The following is a 15,356-nucleotide window of genomic DNA, read 5'->3' as shown; positions in this document are numbered from 1 at the left end:
ATCGGCCGCCCGCGGGACAGGGTCAGGTTGCGCGGCGGCGCCGCGGCAGGGGGCTCGCCATGTTCCTCAAGCGATCTCTTTCAGGACCTTGCCGATCTGTTCGAAGATCTGGCCGATCTGGGCCTCTTCGATGATCAGCGGAGGCGAGACGGCGATGATGTCGCCCGTGTAGCGCACCATCAGGCCGCTGTCGAAGCACTTCTGGAAGACTTCGGCGGCGCGGGCGCCCGGCGCGCCGGCGCGCGGCGAGAGTTCAATGCCGGCGACCAGACCCAGGTTGCGCACGTCGATGACGTGCGGCGCGCCCTTCAGGCTGTGCACGGCTTCCTCGAAAGCGCCGGAAAGCTTGCGGGCGCGGGCGAACAGGTCGTCGCGGCGGTAGATGTCCAGCGTCGCCAGGATGGCGGCGGCGGCCAGCGGGTGCGCCGAATAGGTGTAGCCGTGGAAGAACTCGATGCCGCCTGCCGGGCCGTTGACGATGGCGTCGTGCACTTCGCGCTTGACCGCGACCGCACCGGCCGGCACTGCGGCGTTGCTCACGCCCTTGGCCATGGCGATGATGTCCGGCGTCACGCCGAAGAATTCGGAGGCCGTGGCGGCGCCCAGGCGGCCGTAGGCGGTGATGACTTCGTCGAAAATCAGCAGGATGCCGTGCTTGGACGTGATCTCGCGCAGCTTTTCCAGGTAGCCCTTGGGCGGGATCAGCACGCCCGTGGAGCCGGCCATCGGTTCGACGATGACGGCGGCGATGGTGGAGGCGTCATGCAGCGCGACGATGCGTTCCAGCTCGTCGGCCAGGTTGGCGCCCCAGGCGGGCTGGCCCTTGGAGTAGGCGTTCTTTTCCAGGTTATGGGTATGCGGCAAGTGATCCACCGCGGGCAGCAGCGCGCCGGAGAACGTCTTGCGATTGGTCGAGATGCCGCCGACCGAGATGCCGCCGAAACCCACGCCGTGATAACCGCGTTCGCGGCCGATCAGGCGGGTGCGCTGGCCTTCGCCGCGGGCGCGGTGGTAAGCCAGGGCAATTTTCAGGGACGTGTCGACGGACTCGGAGCCGGAGTTCGTGAAGAAGACGCGGTCCAGGCCCTGGGGCATGAAGCCGGCGACAGCCGTGGCGGCTTCGAAGGCCAGCGGGTGGCCCAGCTGGAAGCCGGGCGCGTAATCCATGATGCCGGCTTGGCGGGAAATCGCGTCGACGATTTCCTGGCGGCCGTGGCCGGCGTTGACGCACCACAGGCCGGCGGTGCCGTCCAGGATCTGGCGGCCGTCGGCCGAGGTGTAGTACATGCCTTTGGCCGTTGCCAGCATGCGCGGGTGAGCCTTGAACTGCTTGTTGGCAGTGAAGGGCATCCAGAGATGGGACAGGTCGGGCAACTCGGCGGGGGCATTCATGGCGGCTCCAGGGGATGGACAACCGGCGGGCCTGCAAGGAAAGGGCCCAGCCGGGATTCGAATGATTCTGGTACGTCCCGCGGGGAATGAAAATATACGATCTGCGCAAATGCCGCTAACTGTATAGTTGCAGGTGGTCTAACTGTACAGTTTTCTCCGTGATCGATTTCCAGCCCAACCGCGCCCGTGGACTTGCGCCGACCCTGGTCGAACAACTGGTGGCGGCCATCTTGCGCGCCATTGAAGAGCAGACACTGCGTCCGGGTATGTCCCTACCCTCGGTGCGCGAGTTCGCCCGCCAGTACGGTGTCAGTACGTTCACGGTGGCCAGCGCCTACAGCCGGCTGGTGTCGCAGGGCTGGCTGGCCGCGCGGCCCGGGGCGGGCTACCGGGTAGCCTCGCCGGACGCGCCTGCACGACGGGGCGAACCCCTGTCCTGGGAGCCGCCGCGCCTGAACGCGGGCTGGCTACTGTCGGACATCTTTGCCGACCATTCCATCCCGATCAAATCGGGATGCGGCTGGCTGCCGGGGGAATGGCTGAACGAAGAGGGCATGCATCTGGCGCTGCGCCACATGGGGCGCGTGCCGGCGATGCGCATCGCCAATTACGGGCACCCCTATGGCTATGCGCCGCTGCGCGAGACGATCGCGGCAAGCCTCAGCGCCCAGGGCATGGAAGTGGAAGTGTCCCAGGTGCTGCTGACCCAGGGCGTGTCGCACGGCCTGGACATGGTGACCCGCACGCTGCTGCGGCCCGGCGACACCGTCGTGGTGGAGCAGCCCGCCTATGCCAATCTGCTGCAGCTGCTGCGCCTGGTGGGCCTGCGTGTGGTGGCGGTGCCGCGCACGGCCGACGGGCTGGATTGCGAGGCGCTGGAGCGCGTGGTGGCCCAGCACCAGCCGCGCGCGCTATACATCAATACGGCGCTGCAGAATCCGTCAGGCGCCAGCATCGGGATGGCCAATGCCTTCCGCATCCTGCAGGTGGCCGAACGGCACGGCCTGTGGGTGATCGAGGACGACATCTCCCGCGACCTGGCGCCCGGCGTAACGCCGATGCTGGCCGCGCTGGACGGGGCGCGGCGCGTCATCTACCTGGGCGGTTACTCCAAGGTCATCAGCCCGTCGGTGCGGGTGGGCTATGTGGTGGCGCATCGCGACCTGGCCCGCGACATCGCGCGCACCAAGATGGCGGTGGGCCTGACCTCGCCGGAAATCATGGAGCGCATCGTGCACCAGGTCATCCGCGAGGGGCGCTACCGCGCGCACATCGCACGCACCCGCGAGCGGCTGGCCGAGGCGCACACCGCGGTGGCCGGCCAGATGCAACAGCACGGGTTCGAGATCCATGGGAGGCCGCAGGGCGGGCTGTTCCTGTGGGCCAAGGTGGCCGGGCAGTGGCGCGAACGGGGTGCCAACGGTCTGGCGGAACTGGCGCTGAAGGACGGTATTTGGCTGGCGCCGGGGTCTTACTTTGAAGTGGATGAGGCGGATACGCCGTGGGTGCGATTCAACGTGGCGTATTCAGAGGCGCCGGCGTTGTGGCGGTTCATGAGGAATGCGGGGGCGGCTTGATGGGTTGCGCGCGCTGGGATGGTCGAGTGCTTGCCACGGAAATCTCGCGCTTCACCCATCCTGCGACCGGCAACCGCGACACTCAACGCACGCAACCCGTCACGCGTCCGCAGCGCTTTGCAAAAATTCAGCGTTCGTAGGTAACGAAGTCGTACTCGTAGCCGTTTTCGGCGGGCTGGGTTTCGCGCGCGGTTTCCTTCCATTGGAAGGCGGGCAGCAGCGGGAAGAAGGCGTCGCCGTCGACCTGGGCGTGGACTTCGGTGGCCAGCACGCGTTGCGCCTGCGGCAGCGCCTGCGCGTAGATCTGAGCGCCTCCGATCACGAAAGCCTGTTCCACCTCGCCGCAGGCGGCGATAGCGGCTTCCAGCGTGGGCACGACGGTGGCCCCGGGGGCGGCGAAATCGGGATTGCGGCTGATCACGATGTTGGCGCGGCCGGGCAGCGGACGGCCCAGCGAATCCCAGGTCTTGCGGCCCATGATGATGGGATGGCCCAGCGTGCTGCGTTTGAAGTGCGCCAGATCTCCCGGCAGCTTCCAGGGCAGGGTGTTGTCGCGTCCGATGACGCGGTTGTCGGAATAAGCAACGATCAGGGTAAGGCTGGCGGGCATGCGGGCGGGCAATGGTGGGGACGGCCGGGAGTCGGCCGATCAGACGGCGTAAGCGTAGCAAATTCCGCTGGGGCCAGCCGGCCGCGCCTGGCCGGCCGCACCTAGCCGACCGCACCCAACCGGCCGCACCTAGCCGGTCGCACCTAGCCGGCCGCGTGTTCCAGGAACTCCGTCGCGGGCATCGGGCGGCCCAGCAGGAAGCCCTGCAAGGAATCGCAGCCCAGGCCGGTCAGAAATTTCTGCTGGGCTGCCGTTTCGACGCCTTCGGCGACGATTCGCAGGTTCAGCTGCTGCGCCAGCGCGACGATGGCCGACACAATGGCGGCGTCTTCGTTGTCGTTTTCCAGCTGGTTCACAAAGCCCCGGTCGATCTTCAACTCGGTCGCGGGCAGGCGCTTCAGATACAGCAGGCTGGAATAGCCGGTGCCGAAGTCGTCGATGGAGATGGTCACGCCCAGCCCGGACAGGCGCTTGAGCACGGCCAGGCTGGCCTCGGCGTCGCGCATGGCGGTGGATTCCGTCACTTCCAGCGTCAGGCACGCGGGCGGCACGTCGTGCCGCGTCAGCGCCGCACGCACGGTTTCGACCAGGCTGGCGTGCGCGAACTGCAAGGCCGAAATGTTGACGGCGATGGTCCAGTGGCCTTGGCCGGCGTTGATCCATTCCCGCATCTGGCGGCAGGCCTCGTTGATGACCCATTCCCCAATGGACAGGATCAGGCCGGTCTTTTCGGCGATGGGGATGAACTGGTCCGGACCGACCAGGCCGCGTGTCGGGTGGTTCCAGCGCAGCAGCGCTTCGGCGCCCATGATGGGGCCTGCGGGCGCTTCATATTTAGGCTGGTAGTGCAGCACAAACTGGTCGCGCTCCTGCGCCAGGCGCAGGTCATGCAGCAGTTCGATCTGTTCGTGCGCGTCCGCGTTCATGGACGGCTCGAAGAAGCTGTAGCCGGTGCCGCCCAGGCGCTTGGCATGGTACATGGCGGCGTCGGCGTTGGTCAGCAGGCTGTGGGTGTCTTCGCCATCGTTCGGGTAGATCGCGATGCCCACGCTGGACGTCACCAGCACCTCGTGCCCGTAGACCATGACGGGGCGGGCGATCGCTTCGATCAGCCGGTCCGCCACGTTGGCGGCATCGGTCGGTTCGATCACTTCGCTCAGCACGATGAATTCGTCGCCGCCCAGGCGCGCCACCGTGTCCTGCGTGCGCAGGGTCTGCCGGATGCGCTGGGCCAGATCGATCAGCAAGGCGTCGCCGGTGTGGTGGCCGTAGGCGTCGTTGACCGCCTTGAAGCCGTCCAGGTCGAAGAACAGCACGGCGAAGTAGCCCTTGCGGCGGCTGGCGCTTTCGATGGCCTGCTCCATCCGGTCTTCCAGCAGGATGCGGTTGGGCAATTTGGTGAGCGTGTCGTGCAGCGCCAGCTGCACCAGCTCTTCGTTGGCCTCGGCCAGCGATGAGGCCAGCGCGGACGTGCGCGCCTCAAGCCGGTTGTCCAGCACGGCGACCACCAGGGCGATGGCCAGCACGCTGAGCGTGACCGCCGTCACCGCGATGGCCAGCCAGCCGGCCGAGATGCCGCCGTCGGCGGCCATGCAGATGCTGCCTGCCGGAAACCCCGCGGCTTCCATGCCGGAATAGTGCATGCCGACGATGGCGATGCCCATGACGACCGACGCCAGCGGCCGGGACAGGGCCACGCGCGGCCCGTCGTGGCGCAACCGATAGGTGATCCATAGCGCGGCGCCGGAGGCGGCCACGGCGATCACGATGGATAGCGCAAACCATTTGGTGTCGTAGACGATGCCGGGCGCCATGCGCATCGCGGCCATGCCCAGATAGTGCATGGCGGCGATGCCTGCGCCCATCAGCAGGGCGCCGGCAATCAGCCTGCGCCAGGGCAGCTCGTCCTTGCACACGATCCACAGGGCGAATGCCGAGCAGCCGATGGCGATGCCCAGCGACAGGACGGTCAGGGGCAGGTCGTAGCCCATGGGAATGGGCAGGTTGAAGGCCAGCATGCCGACGAAGTGCATGGACCAGATGCCGATGCCCATGGCGAGCGCGCCGCCCGCCAGCCAGTAGCGCGCGGCTGGCAGCCCGTTCGAGGCCCGTACGCGATTGGCCATGCCCAACGCCGTATATGACGCCAGGATGGCGACCCCTAGGGATACGAGGACGAGCGAAGGGTTATAAGTTCCAACGAGCATTTGTGGGGTCCTGTCCTGAGCGCTTACTGCGATCGCGCCGGCCTCAAATCAAATCAATTAGTAGTCAACAGTTGCAATTGGGTCGCAAGACAATTCCGGCTGTCGACGCTGGCGATTTACATACTCTCTTGTAGGGAAGGGGGATGCGGAGGGCGCTGCCTGCGGTCGGCGCTGCCGGGTGGGCTGCGCAATCTCGCGGCAAGCGATACGCGCGGCGCGGCAAGCGCCGGTCGGAAGCCGTGGCGCGCACCGCATTCTGGACGCGCGTCCGAGGCTAAGGGATGGGTTATACCGAAATCGCGCTTCCAGAAGCTCACCAATCTTCACTTATGCTGCCAAGCGCGGTTTGCCAGCCCGAGGGCAAGCGCCCACGGCGGCTGCCCGCGTGCTTTCTGGGCCGCCGGAGTCGGCGTTCCGGGCGCGATCTTACACGGCCATGGGCGCGGTGAGCGGCGCGTGGTGGGTGTAGCCGGACAGCGAGAAATCGCCCGGTTTCACCTTTTCCAGCCATTCAGGTTCGTAGCGACCCGTCACGGCGAAATCGGGGATGCGGTCGGACAGGATCAGCTTGGGCGATTCGTAGGGCTCGCGGGCGAGTTGCTCACGCAGCATCGGCAGGTGGTTTTCGTAGATATGCGCGTCGCCGATGAAATACGTGAACCAGCGCGGGGTGTAGCCGGTCAGGCGTCCCACCAGGTGCAGCAGCGCGGCGCCTTCCGTCAGATTGAAGGGCGTGCCCAGGCCGACGTCGTTGGAACGGATATACAGGCAGAGCGAGATTTCGCGGGTGGTCGCGTTGGGCAGGAACTGGTAGAGCAGATGGCAGGGCGGCAGGGCCATTTCTTCGATCTGAGCCCAGTTCCAGCCGTGGAACAGGATGCGGCGATCGCCCGGGCGCTCGTGGATGGTGTCCAGGCATTGGCGCAATTGGTCCACCGCCTTGTACAGCAGCACCTTCGGCACGCCGCCTTCTTCCAGATCGGCCACCTTGGCGTAACCACGGGCCAGCGCGTCTTCGACCTGCGCGGTGCGGTTGGCGTCCAGCACCTTGTAGGCCGGCCACTGGCGCCATTGAACGCCATAGACGGGGCCCAGGTCGTCCGGGCCTTCGCGGTACGGGTTGGCCAGCCACTGGCTGTTTTCGTTGGCGTTCTGGTCCCAGACCTTGCAGCCCAGTTCGCGGAACTCCGCGGCGCTGCGCGAGGCGCGCATGAAACCCACCATCTCGCCGATGGCGGACTTGAACGCCAGCTTCTTGGTGGTGACGGCGGGAAAGCCCTTTTGCAGGTCGAACCGCAACGACGCGCCCGGCATGCTGAGTGTGCGTATGCCCGTCCGGTTCTCCTGCCACGCGCCGGTGTCCAGGATGGATTGAACGAGGTCCAGGTATTGTTTCATGGCGGTCCTTGTGTTCGCCCGCCCCGCGGGTGACGCAAATTGGCCGCCGCGTGCGACGCGGCGGCGCTTGATCTAGATAGGGAAGAAGGGATAGGGCGAATTACACCACGCGGGCGTGCCTCAGGCGGCGGCCGGCGCTTCCTGCGTGTCGACGATTTCGACCGAAAACGTCAGCGCCGCGGTCTTCTCCAGCATGGCCGAGGCTGAGCAGTACTTTTCGTGCGATAGCTGCACGGCGCGCTCCACCGCGGCTTGCGGCAGGTTGCGACCTGTGACCGTGAAGGCGAAATGGATGCGGGTGAAGACCTTCGGGTCGGCATCCGCGCGGTCGGCATGGAGCTTGACGCTGCAACCGGTGACCGCATGGCGGCCGCGCTTCAGAATCAGCACCACGTCATACGCGGTGCAGCCACCCGTGCCGGCCAGCAGCATTTCCATCGGGCGCGGCGCCAGATTGTGGCCGCCGCCGTCCACGGCGCCGTCCATCACGGCCACGTGGCCACTGCCGGTGCTGGCGGTAAAGAGCATGCCGTTGGGGCCGCCCCAGTCGATCGTGCATTCCATGTCGTGTGTCCTTGAGCTTTGAGCGCAGTCAATGGTTGATGATACCTGTTGCGTACAATTCCAGGCACGAGAGCCCCGCCCCGCATCAGGGGTGTGTGCGCTAGTTTTGCCAAGGAGTTGTCCATGTCCACCGCCCTGTCACAATCCGGCCCCCTTTCCTTCCTGCGCCGCACCAGTCCGCTGGATGCGTTGCTGGCCGAAGCGGACCGCGCATTGCGAGTGCTGTCCAACAGCGCGACCGCCGGCCGTCCCTATCCGGCCAAGTCCGAAGAGGCGCCAAATGCGATGTCCGCGCAGGAAAAACGGCACGCGGCGGGCCTGATGCGCGTGAACCATGTGGGCGAGGTCTGCGCGCAGGCGTTGTACCGGGGGCAGGCTTCGGTCTGCCGCGAACCCGCGCCCCGCGCGCTGCTGCTGAATGCGGCTTCAGAAGAAGTCGATCACCTGGTCTGGTGCAATGAGCGCCTGACCGAACTGGGCAGCCGGCCCAGCCTCTTGAACCCGGTCTGGTACGCCGGATCGTTCGCATTGGGCGTGCTGGCCAGTTATGCGGGAGTGCCACGCAACCTGGGTTTCATGGCCGAGACCGAGCGGCAGGTGGAGGCGCATCTGGAAGAGCATCTACGCACCTTGCCGGTGCAGGATGAACGCTCGCGCGAGATTGTCCGCAAGATGAAGGACGACGAAGCCGAGCATCGCGCCAGCGCCGAGCGGGCAGGGGGCGTACCCCTTCCTGGCCCGGTAAAAGCGGCGATGCGGGCAATGTCCAAGGTCATGACGACGACGGCTTATTGGGTCTGAGAACCGCTAGCGGCTGAAATGTTGCAGTGCGCAATTTCGGCCGCATGCTGGTGCAGAACGCACCATTAAGGTGCAAAAGACAGGGTGGGATTACCCGGTATCGTCTAGGGTTAGTCCGCAATGGGTTTACCCGTTCGGCGAAAACCCTTTTTTTGGCCAAGTCATGTGTTGATGCGGGTCTCCAGGGGGCGCAAGGGAATTTTGCGGCGAAAACGCAACGCGAAATCCGGGCTTCAAAAGAGATTAAAAAAATTCTTGCATCGCACAAAAAACCTCGGTACTATTCACTCATCGGATGTTGAAACGCAGTCGGCGCGGTGCAAAACCCCGAACGCGTAGCGAGCAGAAAGCCAGCTCCCAGCATGCCACGGTTGTCTCCTCCACCCTCCTCCTTTGGTGGATTTAGCCCGAGATCTTACGATCTCGGGCTTTTTTTTACGCCGATTCAATGCGTCCCTATTTTTTGGCGCGGTTCGCCCGGCCTGGCCACGCGACGGCATATCCTCCCTATGGCGGCATCCGCGTTTTCCCTGGGATATTTCGCGTGTTCCCCAGCGGAAAGCTCTACAATCAGCGCATGAAATCCGTATCTCCGCGCGTCCGCGGTTTTGTTGCATCAGCCCCCTCCATCCAGCGGCCTGGCGGCGGACGAACGGCCCTGCCCCGGGTGTTACGTTTCGTGCCCCTGAATTGCACTTCCTTATCCCTGCCATATATGGGCGTTACACCTGCCTCCCATAATGGCGGGCCTGTCTCGATAGACCAACCAGAGGTGATTCTGTGACCTGGCTGTATATCTGCGTGGTCGCGTTCATGGTGGGCGGGCTCATCGTGTGGTCGGAGCGCTGGCATGGCCGCTTTACCGGCGACAGCGATCTAAACAAGCCGCAAGCGAACCATTCCCGCGCGACCCCCCGTGTCGGCGGCTTGGCCGTGCTTGCCGGCACGTTGCTGGGCCTGCTGGTGCTGGGGCCCGCCAACATGACGCTGACGTGGCTGTGGCCCGCGCTGTTTGTCGCCGCGCTGCCGGTGTTCGTGGCTGGCCTGCTGGAAGACATCACTAAAGATATCGGCGCCAGCAAGCGTCTGCTGGCGGCTTTCCTATCGGCGGCGATCGCCTGGTGGCTGCTGGGCGGCGTCAGCCGCGTCGGCATGGCGCCCGTGGACTACGTGCTGTCGTTCTGGCCCGTGTCGCTCTTGTTCACCATGATTGCGGTGGGCGGCTGTACGCATGCGCTGAACATCGTGGACGGCATGAACGGCCTGGCCGGCATGGTTGCCACGCTGATGTCGGTGTCGATCAGCCTGGTGGCGATGCAAGTGGGCGACGTACCGATCTTCCTGATTTCGGCCGCCTTGGCGTCGGCGACCTTGGGCTTCCTGGTCTGGAACTTCCCGTTCGGGCGCGTGTTCCTGGGCGACGGCGGGGCCTATTTCCTGGGCTTCATGCTGGCCGAACTGGCGGTGCTGCTGGTCGTGCGCAATCCGTCGGTGTCGCCGTTCTACGCGCTGGCCGTGCTGTTCTACCCCGTATTCGAAACCGGTTTCTCGATCTGGCGCCGACGCTTCAAGCGCGGCGTGCCGGTCGACCAGCCGGATGCCTTGCACCTGCACCAGCTGGTGTTCCGCCGCTTGGTTCGCGTGACGTTCAGCCGGGGCCGGCGTCATGCAGTGCCGGCGCTGTGCAATGCGATGGCGTCGCCCTACATGTGGGTGCTGGCGCTGATCGGCCTGGTGCCGGCCACGATCTGGTGGGACAACGCGTGGGCGCTCAGCGCCAGCCTCGTGGTGTTCGCCAGCGTCTATATCTGGCTGTATGCGCGGCTGGTGTCCTGGCGTCGCCCGGGGTGGCTGCTGCTGCCATCTGTTTTGAAGACTACGGATTAGTTTTGAGTGCCCCGGCGATTGCCGCCGGGGGCTCGGTTATCTATCACCCGACCATATTTAAAATGCCGTAATCGTTCTACGGTGAAGGGAGAGTTATGTTGCGAATTCAGGATGTGAAACTTGCTGTCGTCGGCCTGGGCTACGTCGGTCTGCCCCTGGCGGTGGAGTTCGGCAAGAAGCGCTCGGTCATCGGGTTCGATATCAATACGCGCCGCATCGACGCACTGAAGGCCGGCCACGACCACACGCTGGAAGTGAGCGATGCAGAGCTGGCCGAAGCCGCTCAATTGACCTACACCGCCGACCGCGCCGAGCTGGGCCAGGCCAACGTGTTCATCGTGACCGTGCCGACCCCCATCGACGAATACAAGCAGCCCGACCTGACTCCGCTGGTCAAGGCCAGCGAGACCATCGGCGCCGTGCTCAAGCGTGGCGACATCGTCATTTATGAATCCACGGTCTATCCGGGCGCCACGGAAGAAGATTGCGTGCCGGTGCTGGAGCGCGTGTCCGGCTTGAAGTTCAATGTGGACTTCTATGCGGGCTACAGCCCCGAGCGCATCAACCCGGGCGACAAGGAACACCGTGTCAGCACCATCAAGAAGGTCACTTCGGGTTCCACCCCTGAAGTCGCCGAATTGGTCGATCAGCTGTACAAGCAGATTATCACCGCCGGCACGCACAAGGCGTCCAGCATCCGCGTGGCGGAAGCCGCCAAGGTGATCGAAAACACGCAGCGCGACGTGAACATCGCGCTGATCAACGAACTGGCCCTGATCTTCAACAAGATGGGCATCGACACCGAGGCCGTGCTGCAAGCCGCCGGCACCAAGTGGAACTTCCTGCCGTTCCGTCCGGGCCTGGTGGGCGGCCATTGCATCGGCGTGGACCCGTACTACCTGACGCACAAGGCGCAATCGATCGGCTACCACCCCGAGATCATCCTGGCGGGCCGCCGCCTGAACGACTCGATGGGCGGGTACGTGGTGTCGCAACTGGTCAAGGCGATGACCAAGCAGCGCATCCATGTGCAAGGCGCGCGCGTGCTCGTCATGGGCCTGGCCTTCAAGGAAAACTGCCCCGACCTGCGCAATACGCGCATCGTGGACATCGTGCATGAACTGCGCGACTACAACGTAGACGTCGACGTCTACGACCCGTGGGTCGACGCCGAGGAAGCCGTGCACGAGTACGGCCTGACGCCGGTCGCCAAGCTGGAAGAGGGCAAGTACGACGCCGTGATCCTGGCGGTGGCGCACAACCAGTTCAAGGCCTTGGGCGCCGAAGGCATCCGCAAGCTGGGCAAGGAGCAACACGTGCTGTACGACTTGAAGTACGTGCTGTCGCCCGCCGAATCCGATCTGCGCCTGTAAGGATTCAGCCATGGCAACACGCTTTGAGACCATCAAGCAGGAATTGACCGCCGCGCCGCGCAAGTGGCTGGTGACCGGCTGCGCCGGCTTCATCGGGTCGAACCTGCTGGAAACCCTGCTGAAGCTGAATCAGACCGTCACCGGCCTGGACAACTTCGCAACCGGTCACCAGCGCAACCTGGATGAAGTGCGCGCTTCGGTTTCGGCCGAGCAATGGGCGCGCTTTACCTTCGTGGAAGGCGATATCCGCGACCTGGATGCTTGCCGCCGCGCCGTTGACGGCGTGGACTTCGTGCTGCATCAAGCCGCGCTGGGCTCCGTGCCGCGTTCGCTGAAAGATCCGATCACCACCAACGAGGTGAACATCGGCGGCTTCCTGAACATGCTGGTCGCCGCCCGCGATGCGCAAGTGAAGTCGTTCGTCTATGCGGCGTCCAGTTCCACGTACGGCGACCATCCGGCCTTGCCGAAGGTCGAAGAGAACATCGGCAAGCCCTTGTCGCCCTACGCGGTGACCAAGTACGTGAACGAGCTGTACGCGGACGTGTTTGCCCGTTCCTACGGTTTCGAGACTGTCGGCCTGCGCTACTTCAACGTGTTCGGCAAGCGCCAGGATCCGGACGGCGCCTACGCCGCCGTGATCCCGAAGTGGACCGCCGCGATGATCAAGGGCGACGACGTCACCATCAACGGCGACGGCGAGACCAGCCGCGACTTCTGCTTCGTGGACAACGCGGTGCAGGCCAACCTGCTGGCCGCGATGGCGCCGGCGGAAGGACGCAACCAAGTCTACAACGTGGCCGTCAGTGGCCGCAGCACGCTGAACGACCTGTTCGGCTTCCTGGTCAAGGCGCTGGGCAACCAGAACGTGAACTACGGCAAGAAGCCGGTGTATGCCGACTTCCGCGCCGGCGACGTGCGCCACTCGCAGGCCGACGTCAGCAAGGCCGGCCGCCTGCTGGGCTACGCGCCTTCGCACACTGTGCTGCAAGGCCTGGAAGTGGCCATGCCCTGGTACACGCAATTCCTGCGTTGATTTGAAAGCACTCATCCGCAAACTCGGCAACATCCACCCGGACCATCAGCGCATCTTCAAAGGCGCGTTCCGGGTGGCCGTGTTCCTGCTGCTGGGCAAGGCTGCCGGCGCCATCAAAGAGATGGCGGTGGCCTACCGGTACGGCGTCAGCGACGCCGTAGACGCCTACCAATTCACGATGACCATGGCCACCTGGCTGCCGGTCACGATCGTGGGCGTGCTGTCGGTGGTCTTGATTCCCGTCCTGGTGCGGCTGCGCCGCGCAGAAGACGCCGAGCGCGACCAATTCATCAAAGAACTTCAGGGCTGGGTGGCTGCGGCCGGCATTGCGCTGGCCATCGCCACCTGGTTCGCCTGGCCGTATGTGGTGGACGCGCTGGGCAAGGGATTGCCCGAACGCGTGCGCGGCATGACGGGCGACCTGCTCATCGCTTTTGCGCCGGTTTCGGCGCTGCTGCTGATCGCCGGCATCAGCGCCGCGCGGCTGCGCGCGCATGAACGCCACGTCAATACGTTGCTCGATAGCGTGCCCGCCGTGGCGACGCTGGCCTGGGTGATGCTGGCCGTCAGCGCCGATGGCGTCGGGCCGCTGCTGTGGGGCACCTTGGTGGGCTATGCCATCCAGACCGTCTGGCTGGCCTGGCTGGCGGCGCGGGCGGATGGCGGGTTCTGGGGCGCGCCGCGCCTGACACTGCGTTCACCGCACTGGCCCGAATTGATGGGCGCCGCCGGCGTGATGCTGATCGGTCAGGTGGCGATGAGCTTCGTCGGCCCGCTGGACCAATACGCCGCCGCCAACCTGGGCGCCAATGCGAACGCGACGCTGGGCTACGCCAGCCGGCTGCTGTCCCTCTTGCTGGGCATCGGCGCCGTGTCGGTGGGCCGCGCCGCGCTGCCGGTGCTGGCCGACGTGCAGGCCCGGGGCGATACCGCCCGCGCACGCAGCATGGCGCTGAAATGGTCGGTGCTGATGGTGGGGGCGGGCGCCGTGGCGGTCGCGATCGGCTGGGTGCTGGCACCCTGGGGCGTGTCGGTGCTGTTCCAGCGCGGTGCCTTTACCGCGGAAAATACCGAAGCCGTCGCGCACGTGCTGCGCTGGGGCCTGCTGCAATTGCCGTTCTACTTCGGCGTGCTGATCCTGGTGCAACTGCTGGCCAGCCAGAACCGCTATCGCATCATGGCCGCCATCGCGGTAGCCAATTTTGCGCTGAAAGCCGCGTTGAACACCGTGCTGGCGCCCAAGATGGGCGCGGCCGGCATCATGCTGGCAACCAGCCTCATGTATGTGCTGTCCTTCGCTTGCTACCTGGTGGTGGCGATGCGCAAGGCCGAACCCAAGGAGGCCGATTGAATGTCCCAAGCCGAATCCGGCCGTGCATTGCGCGTCCTGCTGTTCATCCACTCGTTGCATGGGGGCGGCGCTGAACGCGTTGCCGCCGACCTGAGCGCCCATTGGGCGCAGATGGGGCGCGAGGTGATGGTGGTGACCCAGGCCAGCGCCGACGGCGATGTCTATGCCCTGCACCCGAACGTTCGCCGCGAAGTCCTGCACACTGCAGGTGAGGGCGGGGGCTTGCGCGGCATCTGGAGCAATGTGCAGCGCGTGCGCGCGTTGCGTCGGGTGATCAAGGCGTTCCGCCCCGATATCGTGCTGGGCATGATGACCACGGCGTCCGTGCTGTCCGTGCTGGCGAGTTCCGGCCTGGGTTGCCGCGTGATCGCGACCGAACATACGCATCCACCGTCGCAGACCCTGTCGGGCCTGTGGCTGCGCTTGCGCCGGTTGACCTATCCGCGCGCCGCGCGTGTCGTCGCATTGACGCGCGGCACCGCCGACTGGATCGAACAGCACGTGCCTGGCTCCCTGCTGGCAGTCATCCCCAACCCCGTGCACTGGCCTTTGCCGCGCGCCGAGCCGTTGCTTACCCCGGTGTCGGGCGACGGCCGCAAGCGCTTGCTGGCGGTCGGCCGGCTGCATGCGGACAAGGGGTTCGACCTGCTGATCCAGGCGTTCGCCACGCTGGCGCCGTCGCATCCGGACTGGGATCTGGTTATTCTGGGCGAAGGCGATGAGCGCGCCGCCCTCGAAGCGCAGGTCGCCAAAGCCGGGCTGGCGTCGCGCATTTCGATGCCCGGGCGCGCCGGCAACGTGGGCGATTGGTACGACAGTGCCGATCTCTACGTGCTGACGTCGCGCTTTGAAGGGCTGTCCAACACCTTGCTTGAATCGATGGCCAGCGGCTTGGCCGCCGTGTCGTTCGATTGCGATACCGGCCCGCGCGAGATCGTGCGCGAAGGTATCGACGGCGTGCTGGTCCGCCCCAATGGCGACGTGCCTGCGCTCTGCAAGGCGCTGGCCGACGTGATGGGCAATGACGCCGCACGCCAGCGCATGGCGCAGGCGGCGACTGACGTGCGCGACCGGTTTTCGGCCACGCGCGTGCTGCAACAATGGCAAGAACTTTTTGACGGCGTGCGCGGACCGGGCCGTTAGGCCCGCGCGGCACGCCG

At 65.4% G+C, this 15,356-nt stretch carries 12 protein-coding genes; 7 read left to right on the top strand and 5 right to left on the bottom strand.

Features of this window, described 5'->3' with window-relative positions; all coding sequences use genetic code 11:
* Positions 1–66 precede the first annotated feature (66 nt).
* Positions 67–1,392 (bottom strand): omega-aminotransferase AptA, encoded by a 1,326-nt coding sequence (gene aptA / locus AC27VE_RS12755; RefSeq protein ID WP_280029768.1) that lies wholly within the window; start codon positions 1,390–1,392, stop codon positions 67–69.
* A gap of 158 nt (positions 1,393–1,550) precedes the next feature.
* Here aptA and AC27VE_RS12750 point away from each other — a divergent pair, with 158 nt between their 5' ends.
* Positions 1,551–2,969 (top strand): aminotransferase-like domain-containing protein, encoded by a 1,419-nt coding sequence (locus AC27VE_RS12750; RefSeq protein WP_006226208.1) that lies wholly within the window; start codon positions 1,551–1,553, stop codon positions 2,967–2,969.
* A 127-nt stretch (positions 2,970–3,096) separates the two neighbouring features.
* On the opposite strand, the gene AC27VE_RS12745 is transcribed toward AC27VE_RS12750, so the two are convergent.
* From AC27VE_RS12745 to AC27VE_RS12730, 4 genes are all read right to left on the bottom strand, one after another.
* A complete protein-coding gene (locus AC27VE_RS12745; protein WP_088590751.1) occupies positions 3,097–3,579 on the bottom strand; it encodes a dihydrofolate reductase in 483 nt (160 codons plus the stop codon).
* Positions 3,580–3,722: 143 nt separating this feature from the next.
* Entirely contained in the window at positions 3,723–5,786 is a 2,064-nt protein-coding gene (locus AC27VE_RS12740) for a putative bifunctional diguanylate cyclase/phosphodiesterase (RefSeq protein WP_488704035.1), read from the bottom strand.
* Positions 5,787–6,212: 426 nt separating this feature from the next.
* Complete coding sequence (locus tag AC27VE_RS12735; protein ID WP_488704034.1) at positions 6,213–7,184, bottom strand: thymidylate synthase; 972 nt, start codon at positions 7,182–7,184, stop codon at positions 6,213–6,215.
* Positions 7,185–7,304: 120 nt separating this feature from the next.
* The gene (locus tag AC27VE_RS12730) at positions 7,305–7,748 is read right to left on the bottom strand and encodes an OsmC family protein (RefSeq protein WP_006226212.1); all 444 of its coding nucleotides are present in this window, start codon (positions 7,746–7,748) and stop codon (positions 7,305–7,307) included.
* Between the two features lie 123 nt (positions 7,749–7,871).
* Here AC27VE_RS12730 and coq7 point away from each other — a divergent pair, with 123 nt between their 5' ends.
* The 6 genes from coq7 to AC27VE_RS12700 all read left to right on the top strand — a co-directional run bounded on the left by coq7 (position 7,872) and on the right by AC27VE_RS12700 (position 15,339).
* Positions 7,872–8,549, top strand: coding sequence for a 2-polyprenyl-3-methyl-6-methoxy-1,4-benzoquinone monooxygenase (coq7, locus tag AC27VE_RS12725; protein WP_088590731.1), 678 nt, complete (start codon positions 7,872–7,874; stop codon positions 8,547–8,549).
* Positions 8,550–9,329: 780 nt separating this feature from the next.
* A complete protein-coding gene (locus AC27VE_RS12720) occupies positions 9,330–10,436 on the top strand; it encodes an MraY family glycosyltransferase (RefSeq protein ID WP_006226215.1) in 1,107 nt (368 codons plus the stop codon).
* A 95-nt stretch (positions 10,437–10,531) separates the two neighbouring features.
* Positions 10,532–11,809, top strand: coding sequence for a Vi polysaccharide biosynthesis UDP-N-acetylglucosamine C-6 dehydrogenase TviB (tviB, locus tag AC27VE_RS12715; RefSeq protein WP_488704033.1), 1,278 nt, complete (start codon positions 10,532–10,534; stop codon positions 11,807–11,809).
* Positions 11,810–11,819: 10 nt separating this feature from the next.
* A complete protein-coding gene (locus tag AC27VE_RS12710; protein WP_488704032.1) occupies positions 11,820–12,845 on the top strand; it encodes an SDR family oxidoreductase in 1,026 nt (341 codons plus the stop codon).
* A 1-nt stretch (position 12,846) separates the two neighbouring features.
* The gene (murJ, locus tag AC27VE_RS12705; protein ID WP_280029772.1) at positions 12,847–14,196 is read left to right on the top strand and encodes a murein biosynthesis integral membrane protein MurJ; all 1,350 of its coding nucleotides are present in this window, start codon (positions 12,847–12,849) and stop codon (positions 14,194–14,196) included.
* On the top strand, positions 14,197–15,339 hold the full coding sequence (locus AC27VE_RS12700) for a glycosyltransferase family 4 protein (protein ID WP_488704031.1): 1,143 nt from the start codon (positions 14,197–14,199) through the stop codon (positions 15,337–15,339).
* Positions 15,340–15,356 lie beyond the last annotated feature (17 nt).

Source organism: Achromobacter sp. 18P8.1.1 (genome assembly GCF_057799415.1).
This window is presented reverse-complemented; position numbering and strand designations above follow the sequence as displayed.